The sequence below is a fragment of the Pantoea sp. NGS-ED-1003 genome (genome assembly GCF_000738765.1).
Lineage (GTDB): Bacteria > Pseudomonadota > Gammaproteobacteria > Enterobacterales > Enterobacteriaceae > Pantoea > Pantoea septica.
Window position 1 is genome coordinate 105,806 of sequence record NZ_JPQA01000002.1, and the last position, 20,493, is coordinate 126,298.

The window sequence follows — 20,493 nt, forward strand, 5'->3', positions numbered from 1 at the left end:
GGTTATTTACTCCCCTGAGAGGCGAGCCAGCTGCGCCAGCCGCCGAATTCGGTGATCTCCAGCGCCTGCGTCAGCGCCGCCGGTTCACAGATGAAGCCTTTTACGACGCGGCCGTCGGCGAGGGTTAGCGAGCCGATGCCGAGCGGCGCCGGGATCTCGGCCACGAATTCGCCGAAGCGCGCCAGCGGGATATCCCACAGCTCGACTACGATCGCCGCGCCGCTGCCGCCGCGCAGCAGACCCGGCTTTTTGATCGGGCCGTCGAGCAGGGCGAAGAGGCGATAGTTGCTGGCGGTGCGCGTCTCTTCCACCCAGACCGCATTGCGGGTGGTGAGCTGGAAATTGAGCGGCATGCCGGTGAGATGCGCGCCAACCACCGCGACGCGCACGTGATCGGCAGAGAGCGGCAGCGGGGCATGCTGGGCGCGCGGCGGCTGGCCGGTGGCGCCAGGGGAGAGCGCCATCCGCTGCTGCCAGCGCAGGCCGAAATCGGCGAGGGCGCGATCCTGCCAGGCGGGCGCAATGAGCGTGATGCCCGCAGGCAGGCCATCGTCCCGGAACGGGCCAGGCAGCGCTAAGGCGCTGAGATCGGCGAGATTAGTGAAGTTGGTATAGGTGCCGAAGTGCGAGTTAAAGCGCACCGGCTCCTGCTTCATCTCTTCCAGGGTGTGAATGGTGGGCGAGGTCGGCACCACCACGGCATCGAACTGCGCCAGGGTTTGCTGGATCTGCCGCGTCAGTTCGGCGCGCAGATATTCCGCCTGATAAGCATCGACGGCGCTATATTTCAGCCCGCTGCTGACGATGCCGTACACCACCGGATCCATCTCTTCCGGGCGGCTGATCATCTCGCCTACCGCCGCGGTGCGTTCCGCCACCCACGGACCGTAGTAGAGCTGTTCCGCAAGCTGGTGAAAGGGGGTGAAATCGATCGGATGCAGCGTGGCGCCGCCCGCCTGCAGCTGCTCCAGCGCACGTAGCCAGGCCCCTTCAGCCTGCTTGTCGCCGAAAAATTCCGGCGCGGCGGGAACGGCGAAAGCGGGCTGCGCGTTGAAGCTGGCAGGCGCGGTGCGCGGGTTGTGGCGCGAATAGGCGTCACCGGCGTCATAGCCGCCCGCGGCGGTGGCGACCGCAAAGGCATCTTCCACCGTTAAGGCAAACACGGAGACGGTGTCGTTAAGGCGGCAGGCGGGCACTACGCCGCTGGCGGAGAACCAGCCCTTGGTCGGCTTGAGCCCGACGATATTGTTAAAGCCCGCCGGCACGCGGCCGGAACCGGCGGTATCGGTGCCGAGCGAGAAGCCGACCAGGCCGCGCGCCAGCACCGAAGCAGAACCAGAGCTGGAGCCGCCGCTGACATAATCTGGATTAAAAGTATTGCTCACCGCGCCGAACGGAGAGCGCGTGCCGACTAAGCCTGTCGCAAACTGGTCGAGATTCGTCTTGCCGATCACTACCGCGCCCGCCGCTTTTAACTGCGCCACCACAAAGGCGTCCGCGTCGGCGGTGTAGGTGAAGGCAGGGCAGGCGGCACTGGTGGGCCAGCCTGCCACATCGATATTGTCTTTCACCGCAAAAGGCACGCCAAACAGCGGCAGCGCAGCCGGATTGTGCAGATAGCTTGCCAGCAGCGGTTCGATTTGCGCCTGTAGCTGCGCCGGGGTAGCGAGATAAAGCCAGGCGTTATCCTGCTGATCGATAGCGTCGAGGTGCGCAGTCAGCAGCGCACCGATGCAGTGCGGGTCCTGCTGGTAGCGGTGTTGCCACTCCTGAAGCGTGAGTCCGAAGGTTGAGGCCATGAGTGAATTCCAACTGGTATACAAGATGGAATTCCTCGAGCAAAATGCATGCCATTTGCTAATGGCATGAATCTACTGGCTATTTTTTTCAGCGCTGCGCGCTCAACCTCATTACCTGACGTGTCGTGGTGCAACGCAGCACCGGCTTAAAGCAGAAGAACTGTAGAAGCGGCGTTAAATCGCAGGATAGTCGCCGTAGCCGTCCGGCCAGGGCGTCAGCAGGTCAAATCCGCTTTCCGTTACCGCTAGGGTATGTTCCCACTGCGCTGAAAGCGAGCGATCTTTGGTGACCACCGTCCAGCCGTCCGAGAGCACGCTGGTGCCCGCTTTACCGGCGTTGATCATCGGCTCAATGGTAAAGATCATGCCAGGCTGGAGCGCTAAACCTTGCCCGGGCGTGCCGTAGTGCAGGACCTGCGGCTCATCATGATAGATCTGACCGACGCCATGGCCGCAGTAGTCGCGCACCACGGAGAAACCGGCGCCTTCCGCGACGCGCTGGATCGCTGCGCCGATATCGCCCAGCGTCGCGCCCGGCTTCACGGCGTGAATGCCCGCGACCAGCGACTGATAAGTGATATCCACCAGCCGCCGCGCGCGCACCGAGGGTTCGCCGACAAAGTACATACGGCTGGTATCGCCGTACCAGCCATCTTTAATCACGCCGATATCAATATTGACGATATCCCCTTTTTTCAGCCTTTTGACCGAGGGAATGCCGTGACACACCACGTGATTGACTGAGGTGCAGGTGGTGCGCGTGTAGCCCTGATAGCCGATATTGGCGGGGATCACCTTTAGCTCGTTAACGATAAAATCGTGGCAGATGTCATCCAGCTCTTCCGTGGTGACGCCAGGCTGCACGTGCGGCGCAATCATCGCCAGCACCTGCGCCGCCGCATGGCCCGCCGCGCGCGCCAGCTCGATCTGTTCCTGAGTGTGGATCTTTACGCTTCTGTTCACTGCACTTCTCCTTGTGGCAGGCGTTCGGCAGGGGAGATGAGCTGACGCAGGTCGCTGCCGTGCTCCAGTTCGACGCGAATCAGCAGCTGCGCCAGCTCCTGCTGGGTAAAGTGGGGATAGAGCTCCGCCAGCATGCCCAGCTTAAGCCAGTGTTCGGCTTGCGCGTTGATGGAGCGGCTCATCGCCTGACTGGCGATACGCAGATTTTCATGCATCAGATCGGATATTTTGACAATGCCCATGGGTGGCCTATATGAAACGTATATGGTTTGTATATAGGTTAATGCAGAAGGCTTTATTTGCAAAGGGAGATTTGCTCTCATTACGTTTGTTAGGTTTAACGGAAGGCAGCCTTCACTCAAACGGCCGGTCGTACAGGCATAAAGATTTCAGACAACCCTGACAGCCTGCAGCTGGTTGATTACCATAAAGCGCTTTAGATAACGACGAGACTGCACATCGCCGACTGATGTTAAATTCTTTAATTAAGGCGAGCCACGCAGTAAAGCGCTGACTCGCCAGAGGTGGTTTTTTAATAAGAGGAAAGCGCGGCTGGCACTTCCCCGCAGGAAATTACCGGCCGGCAATCAGGCCGCCGTCAACGTGCAGGATCTCCCCGGTCGAGAAGACTGCGTCTTCCAGATAGAGAATGGCGCGTACGATGTCGTCAATCTCACCCAGCTTATTCATAGGATGAAAGGCTGCCAGCTGCTCGACTATGGCCGGATTATGCATTGGCGTACGAATGACGCCGGGCGCAACGGCGTTCACGCGAATTCCGCGAGAAGCGTATTCAATAGCCAGACTTTTCGTGGCGGAATTCATACCGCCTTTGGTTAACATTGCGATAAAAGCGGGCGAACGCGAGCTGGCAAACTCAGCTGTAGAGGCGGTGATCTGTACAACGTGGCCGCTGCCCTGCTCAAGCATGATGGGGATAACCGCCTGAGTCGTGAAGAAAAAACCGTCAAGGTTAGTCTTCAATTTTAGACGATAGTCTTCTTCCGTATAATCAGTAAACGCCTTGCCAATGAAAATGCCTGCATTGTTTACCAGCGTGTCGACGCGGCCGAACTTCTGCATCGCTGCTGCTACAAGACGTTTACTCGTCTCAGGATCGCCGATATCTCCCGCGACGGTTATCAGGTCTGGCTCGCTGGATGGCTGGATCGAACGCGACGTTGCGACAACAGCATAACCCCTGGCACGGAACGCTTTTACAATTGACTGCCCCATTCCCTGTGAGGCACCGGTGACGATCGCAACTTTTTTGATATCTGACATTTTTGAATACCTTCATGCTGGTTGGATGAGCAGAAGATAATTCATTGTTGGCTGTTCGAAAATTCTCTATATTTCATCAATGACTGTTCAAAAACGCACAGACCTCGACTGGCAGGACGTCAGAATTTTTCTGGCGCTGGCAAGGCACGGGAGCCTTTCGGCCGCTGCGCGCATGCTCTCGGTTAATCATGCAACGATTGCGCGCCGCCTTCATTCACTGGAAGAGAGTCTCGGAGAAAAACTGGTCGAGAGGCGACCAGACGGCTATGTGCTCACGCTGGCAGGGACGCACGCGCTTGAAGCTGCGAGCCGCATGGAGCAGGCCGTTCAGACTCTTAGCCGTGGCGCTCAGGACGGCATGCCTTCCGGTCTGATGCGTATTAGCGCCTCGCCGGGCCTTTCAGGCGGTTTTCTGGCATCACGCCTGCCGACGCTTGCCGCTCGTTATCCTGCACTGGATATTGACCTTTCTCCCATGCTCCGTTCGGTCAGTCTGGAACGACATGAGGCGGACATTGCTCTTCGTTTCGACAAGCCAAAAGATGGTGACATTATTGCCCGTCCGGTAACGACTGTGGGGTATGGATTCTATGGAACGGAAGAAGCCTGTCGTGCAGCCGAGACCGGCGGCAGTCTGGTTCTCATTGGCTTTAATGAAGCAGATGGTTACCTGTCTCAGGCAGTATGGGCAAGCGCGCAGTTTCCTCGCGCTCGCGTTGCGTTTCGCGCCAAAGATCAGTTTCTGCAGTCTGTTGCCGCCCGAACCGGTATCGGTCTTGCCCTGATCCCTCACTTTATTGGTCGAGCAGATCAGTCATTGCGACTATGTGATCTGGGCGCGGTGCCGCCCTGCAGAGAAGTGTTCCTCCTTACCCGCAGCCGCGACCGAAAGAACGCCTCTATACGCATCGTGGCTGATGAAGTCGCAGACTTGTTTAAGCAGGATCGCAACCTGTTTGACTAAAATTCTAAGGAGCTGGCCTTGCAGTTGAATAGTTACCTCCATCGAAGCAGATCGAACCTGCCGTCGTTACTGTAGTGCTCTGACTTAAATCGCTTCAAGCTCGTCACAGATTTCAGTGCAAAAATTCATAAAGGCTTCGACAGCTGCTGGCGCCAGACGACGCGATGGGCGGGCGATGTACAGCGGATAGGTTTCATCCGGCCATTCCGGAAACAGTTCTATAAGCTTCCCGTCCGCAATCAGTTGCCCGACGTTAAGCGACAACACCTGTGCAATCCCGGAGCCGCTCACACAAGCCTGCAACTTAAGATCGACATCGGTTGTAGTCAGATGTCCCTTTGTCTCCACTGACAGCCATTCCCGGCCGCGCCGAAATTCCCAGATGAACGGTTTACCGCTGCGCGGATCAATGTACTGAATGCATTCATGCCCGGTCAGATCTTCAGGATGCTGTGGCCGTCCGTGCTTTGCCAGATATGCTGGCGCGGCCACCGTCAGCACGCGCGTATTCAGCAGCAGCTTTGAGGTGATGGTGGAGGGCAGCTGCGGCCCGAAGCGCACCGCAACATCAATCCCTTCCGTAACCAGATCGCCGACGTCCGGTTGCTGCACCACCGTTAGCGTCAGTTCCGGATGACGCTGGCGCAACAGCGGCAAGTTTGGCGCCAGCACATAACGAGCAAAGATGGGATTCACGCTAACGCGCAATGCACCGCGCACCGCCACGGCAGCACCAGAGACATAGCTCGCTGCTACTTCAATACCTTCCAGGTGCGGTGCGGCGCGCTCATATAAAGCCCTGCCTTCGCTGGTCAGATTCAGGGTGCGCGTGGTGCGGTTAAGCAGCCGTATACCGAGCCGCTCTTCAAGCCGATCAATAGATCGGCTTACGCCGGAAGCAGAAAGTCCCAGCACCTCGCCAGCGCGACTGAAACTGCCAGCCTCAACGACGGCGGCCAGCACGCTCAGCCCTGAGAGAAGTCGTCCGTCAAAACTCATAGTCACTCATCTTTGATTTTTAGCAAATATAATTTGAATGAAACTACCTTTATCAAAGATGGTGCGCAACCTATTGTGTCGGCCATGTCGTTGCGACCCGCCGTTTTTACGGTCACAGGCCGGGTAACGCTGCAACGAACAACATCCCTTAATTCTGAGGAATACGACATGACAACGAAGCGCACTCTTTTCAAAGGCGGCATCATCCTGACGCTGGATGCCAATGTTCCCAATCTTGACGTCGGCGATGTGCTGGTCGAGAACGATCGGATTGCGGCAGTAGGACCGGCATTACAGGCGGATGATGCTGAAGTGATTGTCGCCGCCGGCCATATTGTGATGCCTGGCCTGATTGATGCTCATCATCATATGTGGCTGGGTGTCATGCGTCGCATGATGCCCGATGTCGATGACCTGTTTGCTTATATCGATGTAGTTGCAGAGCAACTGGGCGCCCATTATCGGCCGCTGGATATGTATCTGAGCACCAGACTGACCGCGGCTGCCTCTCTGGATGCAGGTATCACGACCATTATTGACGCCTGCCACAATTCGCGTAGTCCGGCGCACACCGATGCCGCGCTGGATGCCCTGCAGGAGAGCGGCATCCGTGCGTTACACATGGTGGGTGCGGCGATGGACAAGCAAGCGTCAGTCGCGCATCTGCCCGGCGATCTGCCACGGCTGGCGCAGCGCTGGAATACGGCGGAAAGCCTGGTGCGCGTGGGGCTGTTTGGTCAACTGAATCTGGACTGGTGGCAGGTGGCGCGCGATCTCGACATGCGGATTCTGACGGAATTTATCGGCGATCTGGCAAAACTCGACCCGGAATTTGCCAAACCGGGCGTACTGGGCACGCACAACATCTTTAATCACTGTTCCCGGGTGCCTCAGGAGACATGGCAACTGCTGGCCGAAGCAGGCGTTAACATCACCGTTAATCCGCGCTCGGATGCGTTGTTTGGCTTCGACGACGAGAGCTTCGCTTATCAGCAGGCCGTTGATCATGGCCTCACGCCGGCGCTGGGCATTGACCTGGATACCGCGTTTGGCAGCGATATGTTCGGAGAAATGCACGCTCTCTTTGGACAACAGCGATCGGCAATGCGCTACCGGCGCTTCCGTGGCGAAGAGAGTGCGCCAGCACCAATCACGGTCGAAGCCGTGCTGAAGGCGGCAACCGTCAATGGCGCACGCGCAGCTGGACTGGAGGACCAGATCGGCACTCTTACGCCAGGTAAGCAGGCTGACATCATCATGGTACGCACTAGCGGCGTCGCCGTTTTCCCGGTCACTAACGTAACCGGAACGGTGGTGCAGGCGATTGAGCGCTCGGACGTAGATACGGTGATGGTGGCCGGTCAGTTGCGTAAGCGTGCGGGCCAACTGATTGACGTGGATCTGGCTGCACTGAATGCAGATATCACGGCATCCCGAGATTATCTAATCAAAGCCAGCGGCTATCACGTCGATCGCTTCACCGCAGCCTGATAGCAGAGCGGCCCGTTGCTGCGGGCCGTTTCACACCATTACGCTTTTCTTGCACAGGAGATTTCCATGCCAGCTCTCGCTATAAAGCGGATCGCGCAGGAAAATACCCCACCCGCGCAGCTTCCCCGTCCTGCATCAGGCGTTATTGCCGCGCTGTTCTTTGGCTATCTGGCAGTCGGCCTGCCATTGCCGGTCATTCCGTTGTTCATACATGGTCACCTCGGCTTCAGTAATCTTGTGGTGGGACTGGCGATCGGCATTCAGTTTCTGGCTACCGTACTTACCCGTGGCTACGCCGGACGAGTAACCGACCAGCAGGGTGGCAAGCGTTCTGCGCTGCAGGGCGCACTTCTTTCGGCGCTGGCAGGTGGGTTATATCTGGCCGCTTCGGCGTCGGATTTGTCGCCCACCGCCAGCCTCGGCATCGTTATTGCCGGTCGTCTGATGGCGGGCGTTGGCGAAAGCCAGTTTGTCACGGGATGCGTGTCCTGGTCGATTGCTTCGGTTGGCACGCAGCGGGCCGGCATGTCGATGTCATGGACCGGCATTGCCATGTTCGCGGCGCTGTCAATTGGCGCGCCGGTTGGCATGGCGCTGTATCAGCATTACAGCCTCTCGGTAGCCATGATGGCCTGCATCGCTGCGCCGGCGCTGGCTGCACTGATTGCACTGGGTTCTTCTGCTTATGTATCACCGGGCGGCGCGCAACTGCCATTTTATCGGGTGGTCGGACGCATCTGGCGCGAAGGGCTGGGACTGATGCTGCAGGGTGTCGGCTTATCCGGACTTACCGCCTTCGCCTCACTGTACTTTGCAGCAAATCACTGGTTGAACGCCGGTCTGGTCATGACAGCCTTCGGACTCGGGTTTATTTTTATTCGCCTTGTCTTAGGCCATCTGCCTGACCAGAGGGGCGGCTACCGCGTTGCATTCTGGTCACTGATGGTTGAAGCCATCGGCCAGGCAATGTTGTGGCTGGCCACGAATGAATGGATGGCGCTTGCTGGCGCACTCGTAACAGGACTGGGATGCGCGCTGGTTTTCCCGGCCCTGGGTGTCGAAGCCATCCGCCGGGTGCCGCCAGCCAGTCGCGGCAGTGCGATGGGTGCCTTCGTGGCTTTTCTGGATATCGCCTATGGCATTTCCAGTCCGACAGCGGGGCTTATCGCCAGTCATTACAGTTATGGCGCCGTATATCTTTCTGGCGCGGTTTGTGCGTTGCTGGGCGCGCTGCTCGCGAGCGTCTCCCGCCGCGCGCGATCCTGAATATCCCTCGATGCCGTCAGCCTTGTCTGACGGCGCATTACTCTGGAGAAGTTCTATGTCTCGTATTTTCATTTCCGGCTCGTCCACCGGCCTTGGCCTGATGGCTGCTGAACTGCTGGTTCAGCAGGGGCATCAGGTTGTGCTGCACGCGCGCAATACCAGCCGTGCGGAAGATGCCCGGCGCGCTTTGCCACAGGCTGAGGCGGTCATCGTCGGTGACCTTGAAACGATCGCGGGGACGAAGGAAATCGCATCACGCGTTAACGATCTGGGGCACTTCGATGCCGTGATCCATAATGCCGCCGTGGGCTATCGTGAAGCCAGCCGCGTGACCCGCGACGGGCTGCCGCATGTGTTCGCAATCAACACGCTTTCTGCTTACATACTCACCGCATTGATCGCGCGTCCGCAGCGTCTCGTCTATTTGAGTTCCGGTATGCATCACCATGTCGGGGCCAGTCTGGACGATATCCTCTGGCGCAAGCGTCGCTGGAATGGCGCTGAAGCCTACGCTGAAAGCAAACTGCATGACGCGATGCTGGCCTTTGCCGTGGCGCTTCGCTGGCGGGACGTGCACGTCAACGTCCTGGAGCCCGGCTGGGTGCCCACCAAAATGGGCGGCTCGGGTGCGCCCGACGATATAAACCAGGCGCATCTGACTCAGGCCTGGCTTGCGGCCAGTGATGATCAGCAGGCAAAGGTAACAGGAAAATATTTCTACCACCTCAAGCGCATGACCGCGAATCCACAGGCTCATAAAGTTGCACTGCAGGATCGCTTGCTTCATATCTGTGCTGAGCTTTCAGGAGTTATATTGCCGGAGCAAGAAGGAAAATTTAACCAGCTTTAGTCAGGAACATGCCATTCCCAGTCTGGTTCTCGACGGTTCTTTAGGCGGCTATTCATGGTCGTTTAGCCAGTTAATAATCACATTGCTATTAATAGCTGAGCGTAAACTACTCTTCATCAGTTAATGTAGCGCATATTCAAAAATGTCTGCTTCTGGCACAGAGCGGACTGACACAATTCCTTTGAGCATGCACGCGCAGTGGGAGCCGAAATTGGCGCGTTATGTTGAAAAAGCGCATAAACAGCCTCCCACAAAGCGTCCCAGAGAACGGCAAGACTTTACGTTGGTGGCTGACATGGATTATGCGATACCTGAAGGTTTCAGGTGCGGGTAGGGCGGGCACTTTGCGAAGTTCTAAATAATGGCTCAGGTAGTGAACGTCCGCTTTGAGCGAAAAGCGGACATGATGTACAGCAGCCATTTCGGTTAAAGTTTAATAGCTGTTATAAGGATATGGTTGCTTTACCTTCAAAAATTGTTTTTGTCATACATGGAGTAAGATTAATGGATATCAAAATAAGACCAGCTCAATTATCTGATGTTGAGAGTATTTTCATTGTCAGAACTTCGGTCACTGAGAATCACCTGAGTCGTGAAGAGATGCGGGCAATGGGCATTACCGAAAGTACTGTGAGCAATATGATTAAAGAGGGTCTTTGTGCATGGGTTGCTACAAATGATTATGACGTGGTCGGTTTTTCGATGATTTCAAGGGAAAGAGGTTCTCTCTTTGGTCTTTTTGTCCTTCCTTCCTACGAAGGAAGAGGCATTGGTCGCAGACTTACTAAAATTGCAGAAGAGGAGTTGTTCAAACATCACGATTCTGCCTGGCTGGAAACAGATAAAAACAGCCGTGCGGCCAAATTTTATATGGACCTCGGCTGGACTAAGACGACTACATTAGATGGCGCTTTTATTCGATTAGAGAAAAAACGTGGTAGTTGACCCTCTACGAATCTCAGTGAGTTCCACTTCTGGAATGGTATGCCAATGTCTACTCTGAGCGAGAAGCGTACGTTGAGTGAGATGAAAGCTGTAAGAAATTGCAGCCCTATAGGGCGATTCAGGCTGCAATTTATGTTTATATAAATATTGAGAATCAGTATCTAAGCTTTTTTAGGGGGGTATGTGCGCATTCGACCATCATCTCTATTGATCATTCTTTCGCCTGAAAATCATGTCCTGCTCTTTAGGTTCTGTCATAAAGACGATGCTCTGAGGGGAAAAACATACTGGGCAACTCCGGGAGGAGGGCTTGAAAAAAATGAATCTTTCGAGCAGGCCGCTATACGCGAATTATTTGAAGAAACGGGTTTGACAGAAATATTAACAGGATCAGAAATAGCGTCCCGAATCTTCACAATGATGCTGCCAGGTGGAGAGACAGTACTTGCTGATGAGCGTTTCTTTATGATTAATGCAAATACAGTAGATCTCGATCGCGCAGGATGGAGTAGCAATGAAAAGAAAGTCATTCGCGATCATCATTGGTGGACAATAGAAGAGCTAATACACACCAATGAGACAATTTTTCCACACGACTTAATCATTAACATACTTGAAAGCAAGTCAGCCGGATCTTCGACGTTAACTGTGTCATGATATCTTGAACGTCCACTTCTGGCACAGAGCAGACATATAAGAAAGGTAAGGTCCGCTATAAGCGAAAAGCGGATGTTAGCCTTTCACGCTATCAAACTACAGGGCACCTGATTTTCTGAAAGAAAAAAGCACTTCTCTGAGATGACAGAAAAGCGCTGACGAGCTTTCGAAAGAGACCTGCTAAGCTTTCTCAGTTTTTTTAGTTATGAAGGCAGATCACTTGCCCGAAACAGCCATTATCCTGCAGGTCCATGATGACCAGGGCAGCACAATCCTCCGGAGCCTGAGCAATAAGTTCTCCCCTTGCATCCCATGCGGCGCTTTTTCCGACCGGTTTCCAGCCACCTGACGGGCCACAGTAATTGGCCATCAGCGTGGGCATTGCGTAAAGTCTGGCGTAGCTTTGCAGCTGTCCTGAATCTTTATCAAACCCGCCGGCGCTCAAAACGGCATTCAGATAGACTTCAGCACCCTGCTGCACCGTGCGTTCTGCATGTACGGGCTGTCCTGCATCTGCGCATATGGCTATGCCAACATTAAATGACCTTTCCTTAAACACGCACTCCGTATCACCCGCTGAAAAATAATCGGACTCTCCCGGATGGAGGTATATTTTTCGGTAACAGAAAACGGGCCGTTTTGATGAAATCACACATGCACCAATAGCCGGTTTTCCATCTTTAACATGCAACGGTGCGCCTACAATAATTGTCATATCGTACCTGTCAGACAATACCTGAAGTGGGTGCAGACAGCTTTCATCAGCCAGTGCCACTTCTTCAGCCATTTCTGGTTCATAACCCGTCAGAGAGAGTTCAGGAAAAAAGATGAGGTTAACGCCTGCCGATGCCGCAGACTCAATCAACATTTCGTGATAACGCATATTCTCATCAATACAGCCGCGCGCTGGCGCAAACTGTCCTGCTGCGATTCTTAACCTTCCTTGAATAGAGTCCATGCTTTCTCCCGTGCTGTTTTTTTAAAGTTGTCAGTTACTCTACGATAATGAAGACTGCCTGGCTCAGCCTTCGCGCTGAGGCGGATTCAGGCTGATCCAGCGCGCTATTTTCTCCCTGCTGTCATCAGTTGCTGGATTGAATAGCATCATTGTCAGATCCGGCCTCCCTTCAACAGAAAAGGTGGCAAACTCCAGCGCAACTCTCCCGATTTGAGGATGATGCAGCACCTTTAACCCTTCCCCATGCCCGGCAACATCGTTGTTGCGCCAGAGGCGGGCGAAGTCAGCGCTTTGTGCTGACAGCTCCTCAACCAGCCGATCGATTTCCTCTGAAGCGCCAAGGCGCGCGGCATCCGCTCGAAAGGCATTGACGATGAGCCGGGCCACACTCTCCCAGTCGTCCTGCATCTCCAGCGCCTGCGGGTCGGTAAAAAGCAGGCGCAGAATATTGCGCCGCGCGGGCGGGAGCAGCGCATAATCCTTCAGCACAACCGACGCAGGGTGATTCCATGCCACCACATCCCAGGTGGCGGTTTTGATAATTGCCGGAATCGTCAGGCTTTCCAGCATGCGTTGCAGTCGTGGGGTTATGTTGCGGGACGGACTGACCCGGTTTTCCGGAGGATGGCCAAACGCGAGTATAAACAGATGATCGCGTTCGGGAGAAGTAAGTCGCAGTCCGACAGCAATGCGGTTTAATACCTCGCGCGAGGGGGCGCCCCCGCGGCCCTGCTCAAGCCAGGTATACCAGGTCGGACTGATATTCGCGAGCTGGGCCACTTCTTCGCGGCGCAGGCCCGGCGTACGGCGGCGGCCGGGCAAGAAACCAAACGAAGCTGGGTCAAGTCCCAAACGACGGGCCCTTAAAAACTCACCCAGCGGATTTTCAGAAAGCAGTGTCATAGATTAGCCTGTTAATGTTTATACACTGAAAATGTCACTACTTTAATAGTAAGAGAGCCGCGCCTACGCTGTCGCCGTCAATCACTCAGGAGACAGACTATGCGTATTTTTCTAACGGGTGCAACGGGCTTTATTGGCTCACGTCTGGTATCGGTCCTGCTGGCAGGCGGTCATCAGGTCGTCGGGCTGGTGCGTTCAGAAGAAGCCGCCCGGCAGTTAGCCGATCGGGGCGCAACCGCTCAGCACGGAACGCTGGAAGATCCACTGGCGTGGCTCGCAGGCATTGATCAATGCGATGCCGTGATCCACACCGCCTTCGATCATGATTTCAGCCGTTTTGCGGAGAATTGCGAGAAAGATCGCCGGGTTATTCGTGCTATTGGCTCTGTGCTGCAGGGCAGTCAGCGCCCGTTATTGATCACCTCCGGAACTGGAATGGGCGATGACGGCAGTGGCCAACCTGCTCTTGAGCAAAATTTTAACCCGGCACACCCCAACCCACGTGTAGCCTCTGAGCTTGAAGGTTCCCAACTACTGGAATCGGGGATCGATGTCAGGGTGGTGCGTTTGCCTCAGGTTCACAATACCGAACGCCAGGGATTGATCAGCTATTACATCGCGCTTGCCAGGGAAAAAGGCGCGGCAGCTTATATTGGTGAAGGCGAAAATGCCTGGTGTGCGGCACACGTGGATGACGTGGCCGGACTGTATGTAAAGGTGCTTGAGCAAGGCGAATGCGGCAAACGCTATCATGCGGTAGCCGAAGAAAGCATTGCCTCACGGCTGATTGCTGAAACCGTGGCGACAGGCCTGGATATTCCCGCCGTTTCGCTGAAACCAGAACAGGCCGCGGAGCATTTCGGCTGGTTCGCCGCTTTTGCAACGATGGATCTGCGTGCCAGCGGTGCCTGGACGCGCCAGCAGCTTAACTGGCAGCCCAAAGGGCAGGGGCTTATCGCTGATTTGAGCCAAATGAATTTTTAAGCCAGCCTCAGACCCGGCGCCTGTATCGGCTTTTGCCTTAACCGGCTGCGGATCTTGCGGAAGTCTGGATGACACGCAGGCTCGATCGGCGAATCGACGCCAGGCGCAACAAGTTGTTCTTGTAAACAGCACTCTGATGATTGTTACCTTACTGCATGGATATGTAAGAGAATCAATAAGCTGCTCGATAAAACAGACATTTATCCTCAATGCCTGTTATCACGGCGGCGCCGATACCTCTGCTATGACATTAAGCAGACAGGCACGTAGGCTAATGTCCGCTTTGAGCGAAAAGCGGACATGCGCACTTCTTGTCAGTAGACTACATCGTGCTCGTCTGACTTATTTCAACAGCAGTCGTATTCCCAGAAGGGCCATAACGCCTCCGCTGAGTTTATCTAAAAATTTACGGTATCTAATGTAAGCCTGACGTGGCCCGTCAGTTGATAATAAGCATGCAACGACTGCATACCAGAGCACATCAATAACGAATGCCATTGTGGGCAGAATGATGTACATAACAGGCTGAATATTTTTACTAAGCGCTGCGGAAAAAATACTGGCAAAGACCAGTGCAGTATGCGGATTGCTGATTTGCGTAAATACGCCTGTCATAAAAGCTTTTGAGGCGCTGACTTCCTCTGAACCGGCAGAATCGTTGAAACGATTTGAAGGACGGCGGAACATTTTCAACGCCAGCCATAAAAGATAGCAACCGCCTGCAACCTTCAGGCCCGTGTAAAGGGATGGGACCAGAGTCAGCAGGGTATGAAGACCTGCTAAAGCTATGACAGCAAAAATAAACGCACCAAAACCCATACCTGCAGCGACAGATAAAGCCGCCCGTCTGGAACCGGACATGGCCGTTCGTGCCACGAGAAGAAAGCTGACACCCGGGCTCATTGCGCCAAAAAGGATAGCTACGCCAATAGCAGAAAGCGCAATCAAATCACTTGTCATTCATCTTCTCCATCAATAATCAGTGTCAGACAGCTCCCTCGTTGTGCGAACTGCACACCCCATGAACTGCTCCCGGTTAACAACATAACATGATGCCAGTAATGTCCGCTCCTGGCATAGTGCTGCTGTTGCAGCCCTCACAGGCCAGACTTCGATTGACGCCGATATCTCCAGAGCATCATCTGCTTCAGTGCCACGGAAACGTACTCTGCTTTCAAGTTTTTAGTGATCAAAAAGTAAGTGAATTATCCGAAGATTCTTTTTTATAGATCAGATATGGCTTGGTTCTGCGCATTTAATACGTACTGGAGAGCGTCTTGCCGAGGCCCAGCTTCCCGAACCATTTATGAAAAAAACGGTTATATTGTCTGGTTGAGATGTGTCGTGAAGAACCAACGCGTGACGGGAAAAGGTAGTCGTTATCCAGACGCTTAACTGGCTTTAATAGGGCGAATGGATTTTTCAGATGGCGCAAATCCGATGCAACAGGCTGTAGCTTTCCAGGATGGAGCATCAGGGGAAGCAGACAGAACGGTAATAAACGGGCTCAGGCTGAAAAACGCTAAGCATGAAAATTGCTCTCCCGGCTCGCAGGAGAGCAACAGGCTCAGGCAATCAATATTGCCCGGATATCATTTACGTTGGTTAGCGTTGGGCCGGTGATCAGCAAATCATCAAGCGCGTGAAAATAGCTGTAGCTGTCATGTCCATCAAGAGAGTTAACCGCATTAAGGCCGCGTATTTTGCCGCGTGTCAGCGTGTCCGGGAAGACCATCGCGCCCGCTGCATCTTCCGTACCGTCAATACCATCACTGTCGCCGGCAACTGCCCAGATACCCTGTTCACCCTGCAATGCGCAGGCAAGGCTGAGCAAAAACTCGGTGTTGCGCCCCCCTTTTCCTGGCTGACCGTTGCTGACCGTCACGGTGGTTTCACCACCCGACAACAGCAGAGCAGGAGCGGGAACCGGGTGCCCGTACTGCTTCACTGACTTGGCGATACCCGCCATAACCACGGCTACTTCACGGCTTTCACCTTCTATCGCATCGCCCAGAATAAGCGGCGTGAGTCCGTGATTGCGTGCAGCTACCGCCGCCGCCTGCAAAGCCAGCGCAGGGGTAGCGATTAGCCTGACTTCACTGTTCGCTACGTTTTTCGCCGGGCTGGCCGGCTGGTTTAGCAGGTCGCGAACAGCGCCTGGGATCGCGATGCCGTAGCGCTGCAGTACCCGGAGCGCATCATGCGGCATACTGTGGTCGGCAACGGTGGGGCCAGACGCTACGTCTGCCGGATTATCGCCCGGCACATCACTGATAATCAGTGACACGATACGGGCCGGTTGCGCCAGTACCGCCAGCTTGCCGCCTTTCACCGCGGAGAGGTGACGACGTACCAGATTCATCTCTTTGATGTTGGCGCCACTGTGTAGCAGAGAGCGGGTGATTTTCTGCTTATCGGCCAGCGTCAATCCCGGGGCGGGCAGCGCCATCAGCGCAGACCCCCCACCGGAAATCAGCGCCAGCACCAGATCATCCGGTGTCAACCCGCGCAGTGCCTCCACAATCAGCATGGCGGCCGTTTCACTCATGGCATCTGACACGGGATGCGCCGCCTCGATAATGCGGATGCGACCCGCGGGCACCGCGTGACCATAACGCGTCACTACCACGCCTGACAGATCCACATCCGGCCAAGCCGCATCCACCGCTGCCGCCATCGCTGCCGAAGCTTTACCGGCACCGATCACCACGCAACGACCGCGTGGCTTTTCCGGCAGATTCGGAGGGATCACCGGCCCGGCGCGGGCGCTGTCGACAGCCTGCTGAAAGATATCCTGCAGGATCGCTGCGGCCTGTTCATTTTTCATGGTTATGCGGTCTCGGCAACGTCAGCTTTGGCTTCGATAAATTGCACCACGGCGCGGGTGACGTCAGCGGTAGTGGCGGTGCCGCCGATATCAGGCGTCAGAATGCCTTTCTTACACACGTATTCGATGCCTTCCATGATCAGCGCAGCAGCGTCGCGTTCGCCCAGATGTTCAAGCATCTGCACGGCGGTCCAGAAGGTCGCAACCGGATTAGCGATGCCTTTGCCGGTGATATCGAACGCTGAACCATGGATCGGTTCAAACATGGATGGGAAGCGGCGTTCCGGATCGATATTGGCGGTAGGCGCCACACCCAGACTGCCTGCCAGCGCACCGGCCAGATCAGACAGAATATCGGCATGCAGGTTGGTGGCAACGATAGTATCCAGCGTCTGCGGATGCAGCGTCATACGGTGCGTCATGGCATCGACCAGCATCTTGTCCCACTGCACATCCGGGAACTCCAGCGCTACCTCAGCGGCAATTTCATCCCACATCACCATACCGTGACGCTGGGCATTGGATTTGGTCACTACGGTCAGCAGCTTGCGTGGACGCGACTGCGCCAGTCTGAAGGCATAGCGCATGATGCGCGTGACCCCAACGCGGGTGAAGATGGCCACTTCGGTACCCACCTCTTCTGGCAAGCCCCGATGCGCACGACCGCCGTTACCGGAGTATTCACCCTCAGAGTTTTCACGCACGATGACCCAGTCAAGATCGCCCGGACCACGGTTACGCAACGGTGACGTCACGCCCGGCAGGATTTTGGTAGGTCGAACATTGGCGTACTGGTCAAAACCCTGGCAAATCGGCAGACGCAGACCCCACAGGGTGATGTGGTCAGGCACATCGGGCGCTCCCACCGCGCCGAAGTAAATAGCGTCGAACTTCTTCAGCGTGTTCAGTCCCTCTTCTGGCATCATCACGCCATGTTTTTTGTAGTAATCCGACCCCCAGTCAAAGGTCTCTACATCAAACTTCAGTTGTGGATCGCGACGTGTCAGCGCCTGCAGCACCTCAACACCTGCTGAAATGACTTCCGGACCGATACCGTCGGCAGGTATGGCTGCAATTTTGTAGTTACGCATAGTTACTTCTCCAGTCAATGAGTATGAGGATGAGGAATCTCTGCCGTTTGCGGTTTATTCGCTCTGGCAGAAAGAATCAGGACAATCAGAGCTGAGAGCGCCAGCAGCGCGGCGACAAAGTAGAGCCCCCAGCTGTAGCTACCGGTTTGCTGACGGATTACGCCAATCATCATCGGGCCGACAAAACCGCCGAGATTGCCGATGGAGTTGATCGTAGCGATACCCGCTGCGGCTGCCGGCCCGCTGAGAAACAGCGTTGGCATGCTCCACAGTGGAGGTTTGGATGCGCTGATCCCCACGGTGACCAGCGTTAAGGCGATGATCACGGCGAACAGCGTGCTGACGTTACCGGCGTAAATTAGCCCTGCTGCAGCCAGCAGGCAGGCGCCAATCACATGCCAGCTGCGCTCTTTAGTGCGGTCGGAATGACGTGCCCACAGGATCATGGCGATAACGCCGATGACAGCCGGGAAGGCGTTAAGGAAACCAATTTCAAGCGATGTGGCGCCAAAGCTGCGGATGATTTGCGGCGACCATATACCAAGCGTATATAATCCGGCGGACGTACCGAAATAGACCAGTGCCAGTGCCAGTACGCGCTTGTCCGCCAGCCCTCGCCATGCGCTGCTGTGGCTCTGTTTAGCGGTGCGAGCCAGCTCCTCAGCCTGCATCGTGTTTTCCAGCCAGGTGCGCTCCTCGTCAGTCAGCCACTTGGCTTTGGCCGGACGGTCAGTAAGAAAGAACAACACCACAACGCCAAGCATCAGCGCCGGGACTGCCTCCAGTACAAACATCCACTGCCAGCCGGCGTAGCCAAGGAAACCATGCATCTCCAGCAAAGCGGCTGAAATAGGCGATCCCAGCGCAGTGGAGAGCGGAGCTGCGGCCATAAAGATGGCAGTGACCTGCGCGCGTTTTGCGGCCGGGAACCAGTAGCTGAGATAGAGGATGATGCCCGGGAAGAAGCCTGCCTCAGCCACGCCGAGCAGGAAGCGCAGAATATAGAAGCTGGTCGTACCCTGCACAAAAGCCATGCAGCCAGAGACCAGGCCCCAGGTGATCATCACGCGAGCGATCCAGATGCGGGCGCCCACTTTATGCAGGATTAAGTTGGACGGGACTTCAAAAAGAAAATAGCCGAGAAAGAAAATGCCGGCGCCCAGCCCAAATACGGTGGGGGAAAAACCCAGATCCTGATTCATGGTCAGGGCAGCGAAACCTATGTTCACCCGGTCCAGGAACGCAATGAAATACAGCAGCATAATAAAAGGAATGATGCGCAGGGTAACCTTTCGCATAACCTTTTTTTCGAGGTCGTTATTCATTTCAGGATGCTCCACAGTCATGTAGGGTTGTTATCGTTTTGTAATAATCCCAGTATGAAGTTTTGCGCGGCTTTATCATCGGCACTGCTTTATACAAATAATTCGCATAATCAGTTTTGGGTGGAAAAATGGATATAAATCAGTTGCGTTGCTTTGTGGTGCTGGGTGATGAGCTTCACTTTGGCCGGGCAGCCCGAAAACTTGAAATGATGCCTGCATCACTCAGCCGCTTCATAAAATTGCTGGAAGAGGACCTGGGGATAAGGCTGCTGAACCGATCGACCAGAAATGTGTCGCTGACGCCTGAAGGGGCAGCATTTTTGAATGAGGCCAAAGCCGTAATTGCTGATTTCGATGCGCTACGGCTGCGGTTTCGTAAAAAAACATTATCGCAAAAAAGAACGCTGCGGATAGGCGCTATTGACAGCGCAGCCAGAGGGTTACTGCCGGAACTGATTAATCTTTTCGTCAGGCAATTTCCTGATGCGGATATCCATATTACTGAAGATAAAACGCACAGCCTTATCCCTCGGCTGCTCTCCGGATGGCTCGATGTAATTTTTGTACGTCCGCCTGAACAGGTTGACGTAACGCTGACCACGCGATTTATCACTAATGAAACCTGCGTGCTCGCCGTTCCTGCCCATCACCGGCTGGTAAGTCATAGTGAAGTCAGTATCGATGATTTTCGTAATGAGCCGGTAATCGTGCCGGAAAGGCGTACCCGGCCTCACAGTCACGATCTAACGATGAACGTTTTCAAAGCGGGCGGCTGCGTACCCGTTATTGCGCAGTATGCAGAAGAGAAACAGACCATCCTGAGTTTTGTGGCCGCTGGTCTGGGGATTGCTCTGGTCCCCTCATCCTATAAGAATATGAACGCTGACGGCGTGAAATACCTTGCTCTCTCGCCGATGAAGAATGTGGAAGGGCTTCCGCTGAGTGTGATGTGGCATCAGGGAAATAATAATATTTATGTTAAGGCTCTGCTGGATATGCTTTCTGACAACATTGAAAAGCTTACTCATAACCTGTAACTGATTGCAGAACGCTGGAGACTGGCCGTTTATTTACCCTGTACATGCGTGCTGAAAAAACGACAGGGTGTGGCGGGATATCATGTTGCTCTTTTATTAGCGAGAGAAAGGGAAAACAGTAAAAATTCCGCGCGTTTCTATTTTATGAAA

General features: G+C 54.9%; 19 protein-coding genes and 1 pseudogene. 8 read left to right on the forward strand and 12 right to left on the reverse strand.

Annotation, left to right across the window (positions count from 1 at the left end; genetic code table 11):
* Window positions 1–2: 2 nt before the first annotated feature.
* The 4 genes from atzF to JS46_RS03965 form a co-directional block, all read right to left on the reverse strand.
* Entirely contained in the window at window positions 3–1,799 is a 1,797-nt protein-coding gene (gene atzF / locus JS46_RS03950) for an allophanate hydrolase (protein WP_033748300.1), read from the reverse strand.
* 174 nt (window positions 1,800–1,973) lie between these two features.
* A complete protein-coding gene (gene map, locus JS46_RS03955) occupies window positions 1,974–2,762 on the reverse strand; it encodes a type I methionyl aminopeptidase (RefSeq protein ID WP_033748303.1) in 789 nt (262 codons plus the stop codon).
* Entirely contained in the window at window positions 2,759–3,004 is a 246-nt protein-coding gene (locus tag JS46_RS03960) for a ParD-like family protein (RefSeq protein ID WP_033748304.1), read from the reverse strand. The genes map and JS46_RS03960 overlap by 4 nt, the downstream gene beginning before the upstream one ends.
* 331 nt (window positions 3,005–3,335) lie before the next feature.
* Window positions 3,336–4,046: an SDR family NAD(P)-dependent oxidoreductase gene (locus JS46_RS03965; protein ID WP_033748305.1), complete on the reverse strand. Its 711-nt coding sequence runs from the start codon at window positions 4,044–4,046 to the stop codon at window positions 3,336–3,338.
* A 79-nt stretch (window positions 4,047–4,125) separates the two neighbouring features.
* Between JS46_RS03965 and JS46_RS03970 the strand changes: the two genes are divergently transcribed.
* Window positions 4,126–5,010 (forward strand): LysR family transcriptional regulator, encoded by an 885-nt coding sequence (locus JS46_RS03970; RefSeq protein ID WP_033748307.1) that lies wholly within the window; start codon window positions 4,126–4,128, stop codon window positions 5,008–5,010.
* Between the two features lie 84 nt (window positions 5,011–5,094).
* Here the strand turns inward: JS46_RS03970 and JS46_RS03975 are convergent, their stop codons facing one another.
* Window positions 5,095–6,009: a LysR family transcriptional regulator gene (locus JS46_RS03975; protein ID WP_033748309.1), complete on the reverse strand. Its 915-nt coding sequence runs from the start codon at window positions 6,007–6,009 to the stop codon at window positions 5,095–5,097.
* 168 nt (window positions 6,010–6,177) lie between these two features.
* Between JS46_RS03975 and JS46_RS03980 the strand changes: the two genes are divergently transcribed.
* From JS46_RS03980 to JS46_RS23215, 5 genes are all read left to right on the forward strand, one after another.
* Entirely contained in the window at window positions 6,178–7,500 is a 1,323-nt protein-coding gene (locus tag JS46_RS03980) for an amidohydrolase family protein (protein WP_051905559.1), read from the forward strand.
* A gap of 66 nt (window positions 7,501–7,566) precedes the next feature.
* A complete protein-coding gene (locus JS46_RS03985; protein ID WP_072010388.1) occupies window positions 7,567–8,766 on the forward strand; it encodes an arabinose transporter in 1,200 nt (399 codons plus the stop codon).
* A gap of 55 nt (window positions 8,767–8,821) precedes the next feature.
* Window positions 8,822–9,616 carry an SDR family NAD(P)-dependent oxidoreductase gene (locus JS46_RS03990; protein WP_033748310.1) on the forward strand — a complete coding sequence of 265 codons (795 nt, stop codon included), beginning with the start codon at window positions 8,822–8,824 and terminating at the stop codon, window positions 9,614–9,616.
* A 504-nt stretch (window positions 9,617–10,120) separates the two neighbouring features.
* Complete coding sequence (locus JS46_RS03995; protein WP_033748312.1) at window positions 10,121–10,561, forward strand: GNAT family N-acetyltransferase; 441 nt, start codon at window positions 10,121–10,123, stop codon at window positions 10,559–10,561.
* Window positions 10,562–10,744: 183 nt separating this feature from the next.
* Window positions 10,745–11,218, forward strand: coding sequence for an NUDIX hydrolase (locus tag JS46_RS23215; RefSeq protein ID WP_072010389.1), 474 nt, complete (start codon window positions 10,745–10,747; stop codon window positions 11,216–11,218).
* Between the two features lie 199 nt (window positions 11,219–11,417).
* Here JS46_RS23215 and JS46_RS04000 read toward each other — a convergent pair whose 3' ends face one another.
* A complete protein-coding gene (locus tag JS46_RS04000) occupies window positions 11,418–12,176 on the reverse strand; it encodes a carbon-nitrogen hydrolase family protein (RefSeq protein ID WP_033748314.1) in 759 nt (252 codons plus the stop codon).
* Between the two features lie 63 nt (window positions 12,177–12,239).
* Window positions 12,240–13,079, reverse strand: coding sequence for a helix-turn-helix transcriptional regulator (locus JS46_RS04005; RefSeq protein ID WP_033748316.1), 840 nt, complete (start codon window positions 13,077–13,079; stop codon window positions 12,240–12,242).
* Window positions 13,080–13,178: 99 nt separating this feature from the next.
* Here JS46_RS04005 and JS46_RS04010 point away from each other — a divergent pair, with 99 nt between their 5' ends.
* A complete protein-coding gene (locus tag JS46_RS04010) occupies window positions 13,179–14,063 on the forward strand; it encodes an SDR family oxidoreductase (protein WP_033748318.1) in 885 nt (294 codons plus the stop codon).
* 342 nt (window positions 14,064–14,405) lie between these two features.
* Here the strand turns inward: JS46_RS04010 and JS46_RS04015 are convergent, their stop codons facing one another.
* The 5 genes and pseudogenes from JS46_RS04015 to JS46_RS04030 form a co-directional block, all read right to left on the reverse strand.
* Window positions 14,406–15,023 (reverse strand): LysE family translocator, encoded by a 618-nt coding sequence (locus JS46_RS04015; protein WP_033748320.1) that lies wholly within the window; start codon window positions 15,021–15,023, stop codon window positions 14,406–14,408.
* A 147-nt stretch (window positions 15,024–15,170) separates the two neighbouring features.
* Window positions 15,171–15,474 (reverse strand): annotated as a pseudogene (locus JS46_RS24525) (integrase); the annotation flags it as partial.
* 156 nt (window positions 15,475–15,630) lie between these two features.
* On the reverse strand, window positions 15,631–16,890 hold the full coding sequence (locus JS46_RS04020; protein WP_033748322.1) for a glycerate kinase: 1,260 nt from the start codon (window positions 16,888–16,890) through the stop codon (window positions 15,631–15,633).
* Window positions 16,891–16,892: 2 nt separating this feature from the next.
* Window positions 16,893–17,981 (reverse strand): tartrate dehydrogenase, encoded by a 1,089-nt coding sequence (locus tag JS46_RS04025; RefSeq protein ID WP_033748324.1) that lies wholly within the window; start codon window positions 17,979–17,981, stop codon window positions 16,893–16,895.
* 14 nt (window positions 17,982–17,995) lie between these two features.
* Window positions 17,996–19,306, reverse strand: coding sequence for an MFS transporter (locus JS46_RS04030; protein ID WP_033748326.1), 1,311 nt, complete (start codon window positions 19,304–19,306; stop codon window positions 17,996–17,998).
* Between the two features lie 128 nt (window positions 19,307–19,434).
* Here JS46_RS04030 and JS46_RS04035 point away from each other — a divergent pair, with 128 nt between their 5' ends.
* Window positions 19,435–20,343, forward strand: coding sequence for a LysR family transcriptional regulator (locus tag JS46_RS04035; RefSeq protein ID WP_033748327.1), 909 nt, complete (start codon window positions 19,435–19,437; stop codon window positions 20,341–20,343).
* The last annotated feature ends 150 nt before the right edge of the window (window positions 20,344–20,493 follow it).

Coding starts and splice junctions, on each gene's coding strand:
- atzF (WP_033748300.1), bottom strand. CDS start 1,799: ATGGCCTCAACCTTCGGACTCACGCTTCAGGAGTGGCAACACCGCTAC.
- JS46_RS03960 (WP_033748304.1), bottom strand. CDS start 3,004: ATGGGCATTGTCAAAATATCCGATCTGATGCATGAAAATCTGCGTATC.
- JS46_RS03965 (WP_033748305.1), bottom strand. CDS start 4,046: ATGTCAGATATCAAAAAAGTTGCGATCGTCACCGGTGCCTCACAGGGA.
- JS46_RS03970 (WP_033748307.1), top strand. CDS start 4,126: ATGACTGTTCAAAAACGCACAGACCTCGACTGGCAGGACGTCAGAATT.
- JS46_RS03975 (WP_033748309.1), bottom strand. CDS start 6,009: ATGAGTTTTGACGGACGACTTCTCTCAGGGCTGAGCGTGCTGGCCGCC.
- JS46_RS03980 (WP_051905559.1), top strand. CDS start 6,178: ATGACAACGAAGCGCACTCTTTTCAAAGGCGGCATCATCCTGACGCTG.
- JS46_RS03985 (WP_072010388.1), top strand. CDS start 7,567: ATGCCAGCTCTCGCTATAAAGCGGATCGCGCAGGAAAATACCCCACCC.
- JS46_RS03990 (WP_033748310.1), top strand. CDS start 8,822: ATGTCTCGTATTTTCATTTCCGGCTCGTCCACCGGCCTTGGCCTGATG.
- JS46_RS03995 (WP_033748312.1), top strand. CDS start 10,121: ATGGATATCAAAATAAGACCAGCTCAATTATCTGATGTTGAGAGTATT.
- JS46_RS04000 (WP_033748314.1), bottom strand. CDS start 12,176: ATGGACTCTATTCAAGGAAGGTTAAGAATCGCAGCAGGACAGTTTGCG.
- JS46_RS04005 (WP_033748316.1), bottom strand. CDS start 13,079: ATGACACTGCTTTCTGAAAATCCGCTGGGTGAGTTTTTAAGGGCCCGT.
- JS46_RS04010 (WP_033748318.1), top strand. CDS start 13,179: ATGCGTATTTTTCTAACGGGTGCAACGGGCTTTATTGGCTCACGTCTG.
- JS46_RS04015 (WP_033748320.1), bottom strand. CDS start 15,023: ATGACAAGTGATTTGATTGCGCTTTCTGCTATTGGCGTAGCTATCCTT.
- JS46_RS04020 (WP_033748322.1), bottom strand. CDS start 16,890: ATGAAAAATGAACAGGCCGCAGCGATCCTGCAGGATATCTTTCAGCAG.
- JS46_RS04025 (WP_033748324.1), bottom strand. CDS start 17,981: ATGCGTAACTACAAAATTGCAGCCATACCTGCCGACGGTATCGGTCCG.
- JS46_RS04030 (WP_033748326.1), bottom strand. CDS start 19,306: ATGAATAACGACCTCGAAAAAAAGGTTATGCGAAAGGTTACCCTGCGC.
- JS46_RS04035 (WP_033748327.1), top strand. CDS start 19,435: ATGGATATAAATCAGTTGCGTTGCTTTGTGGTGCTGGGTGATGAGCTT.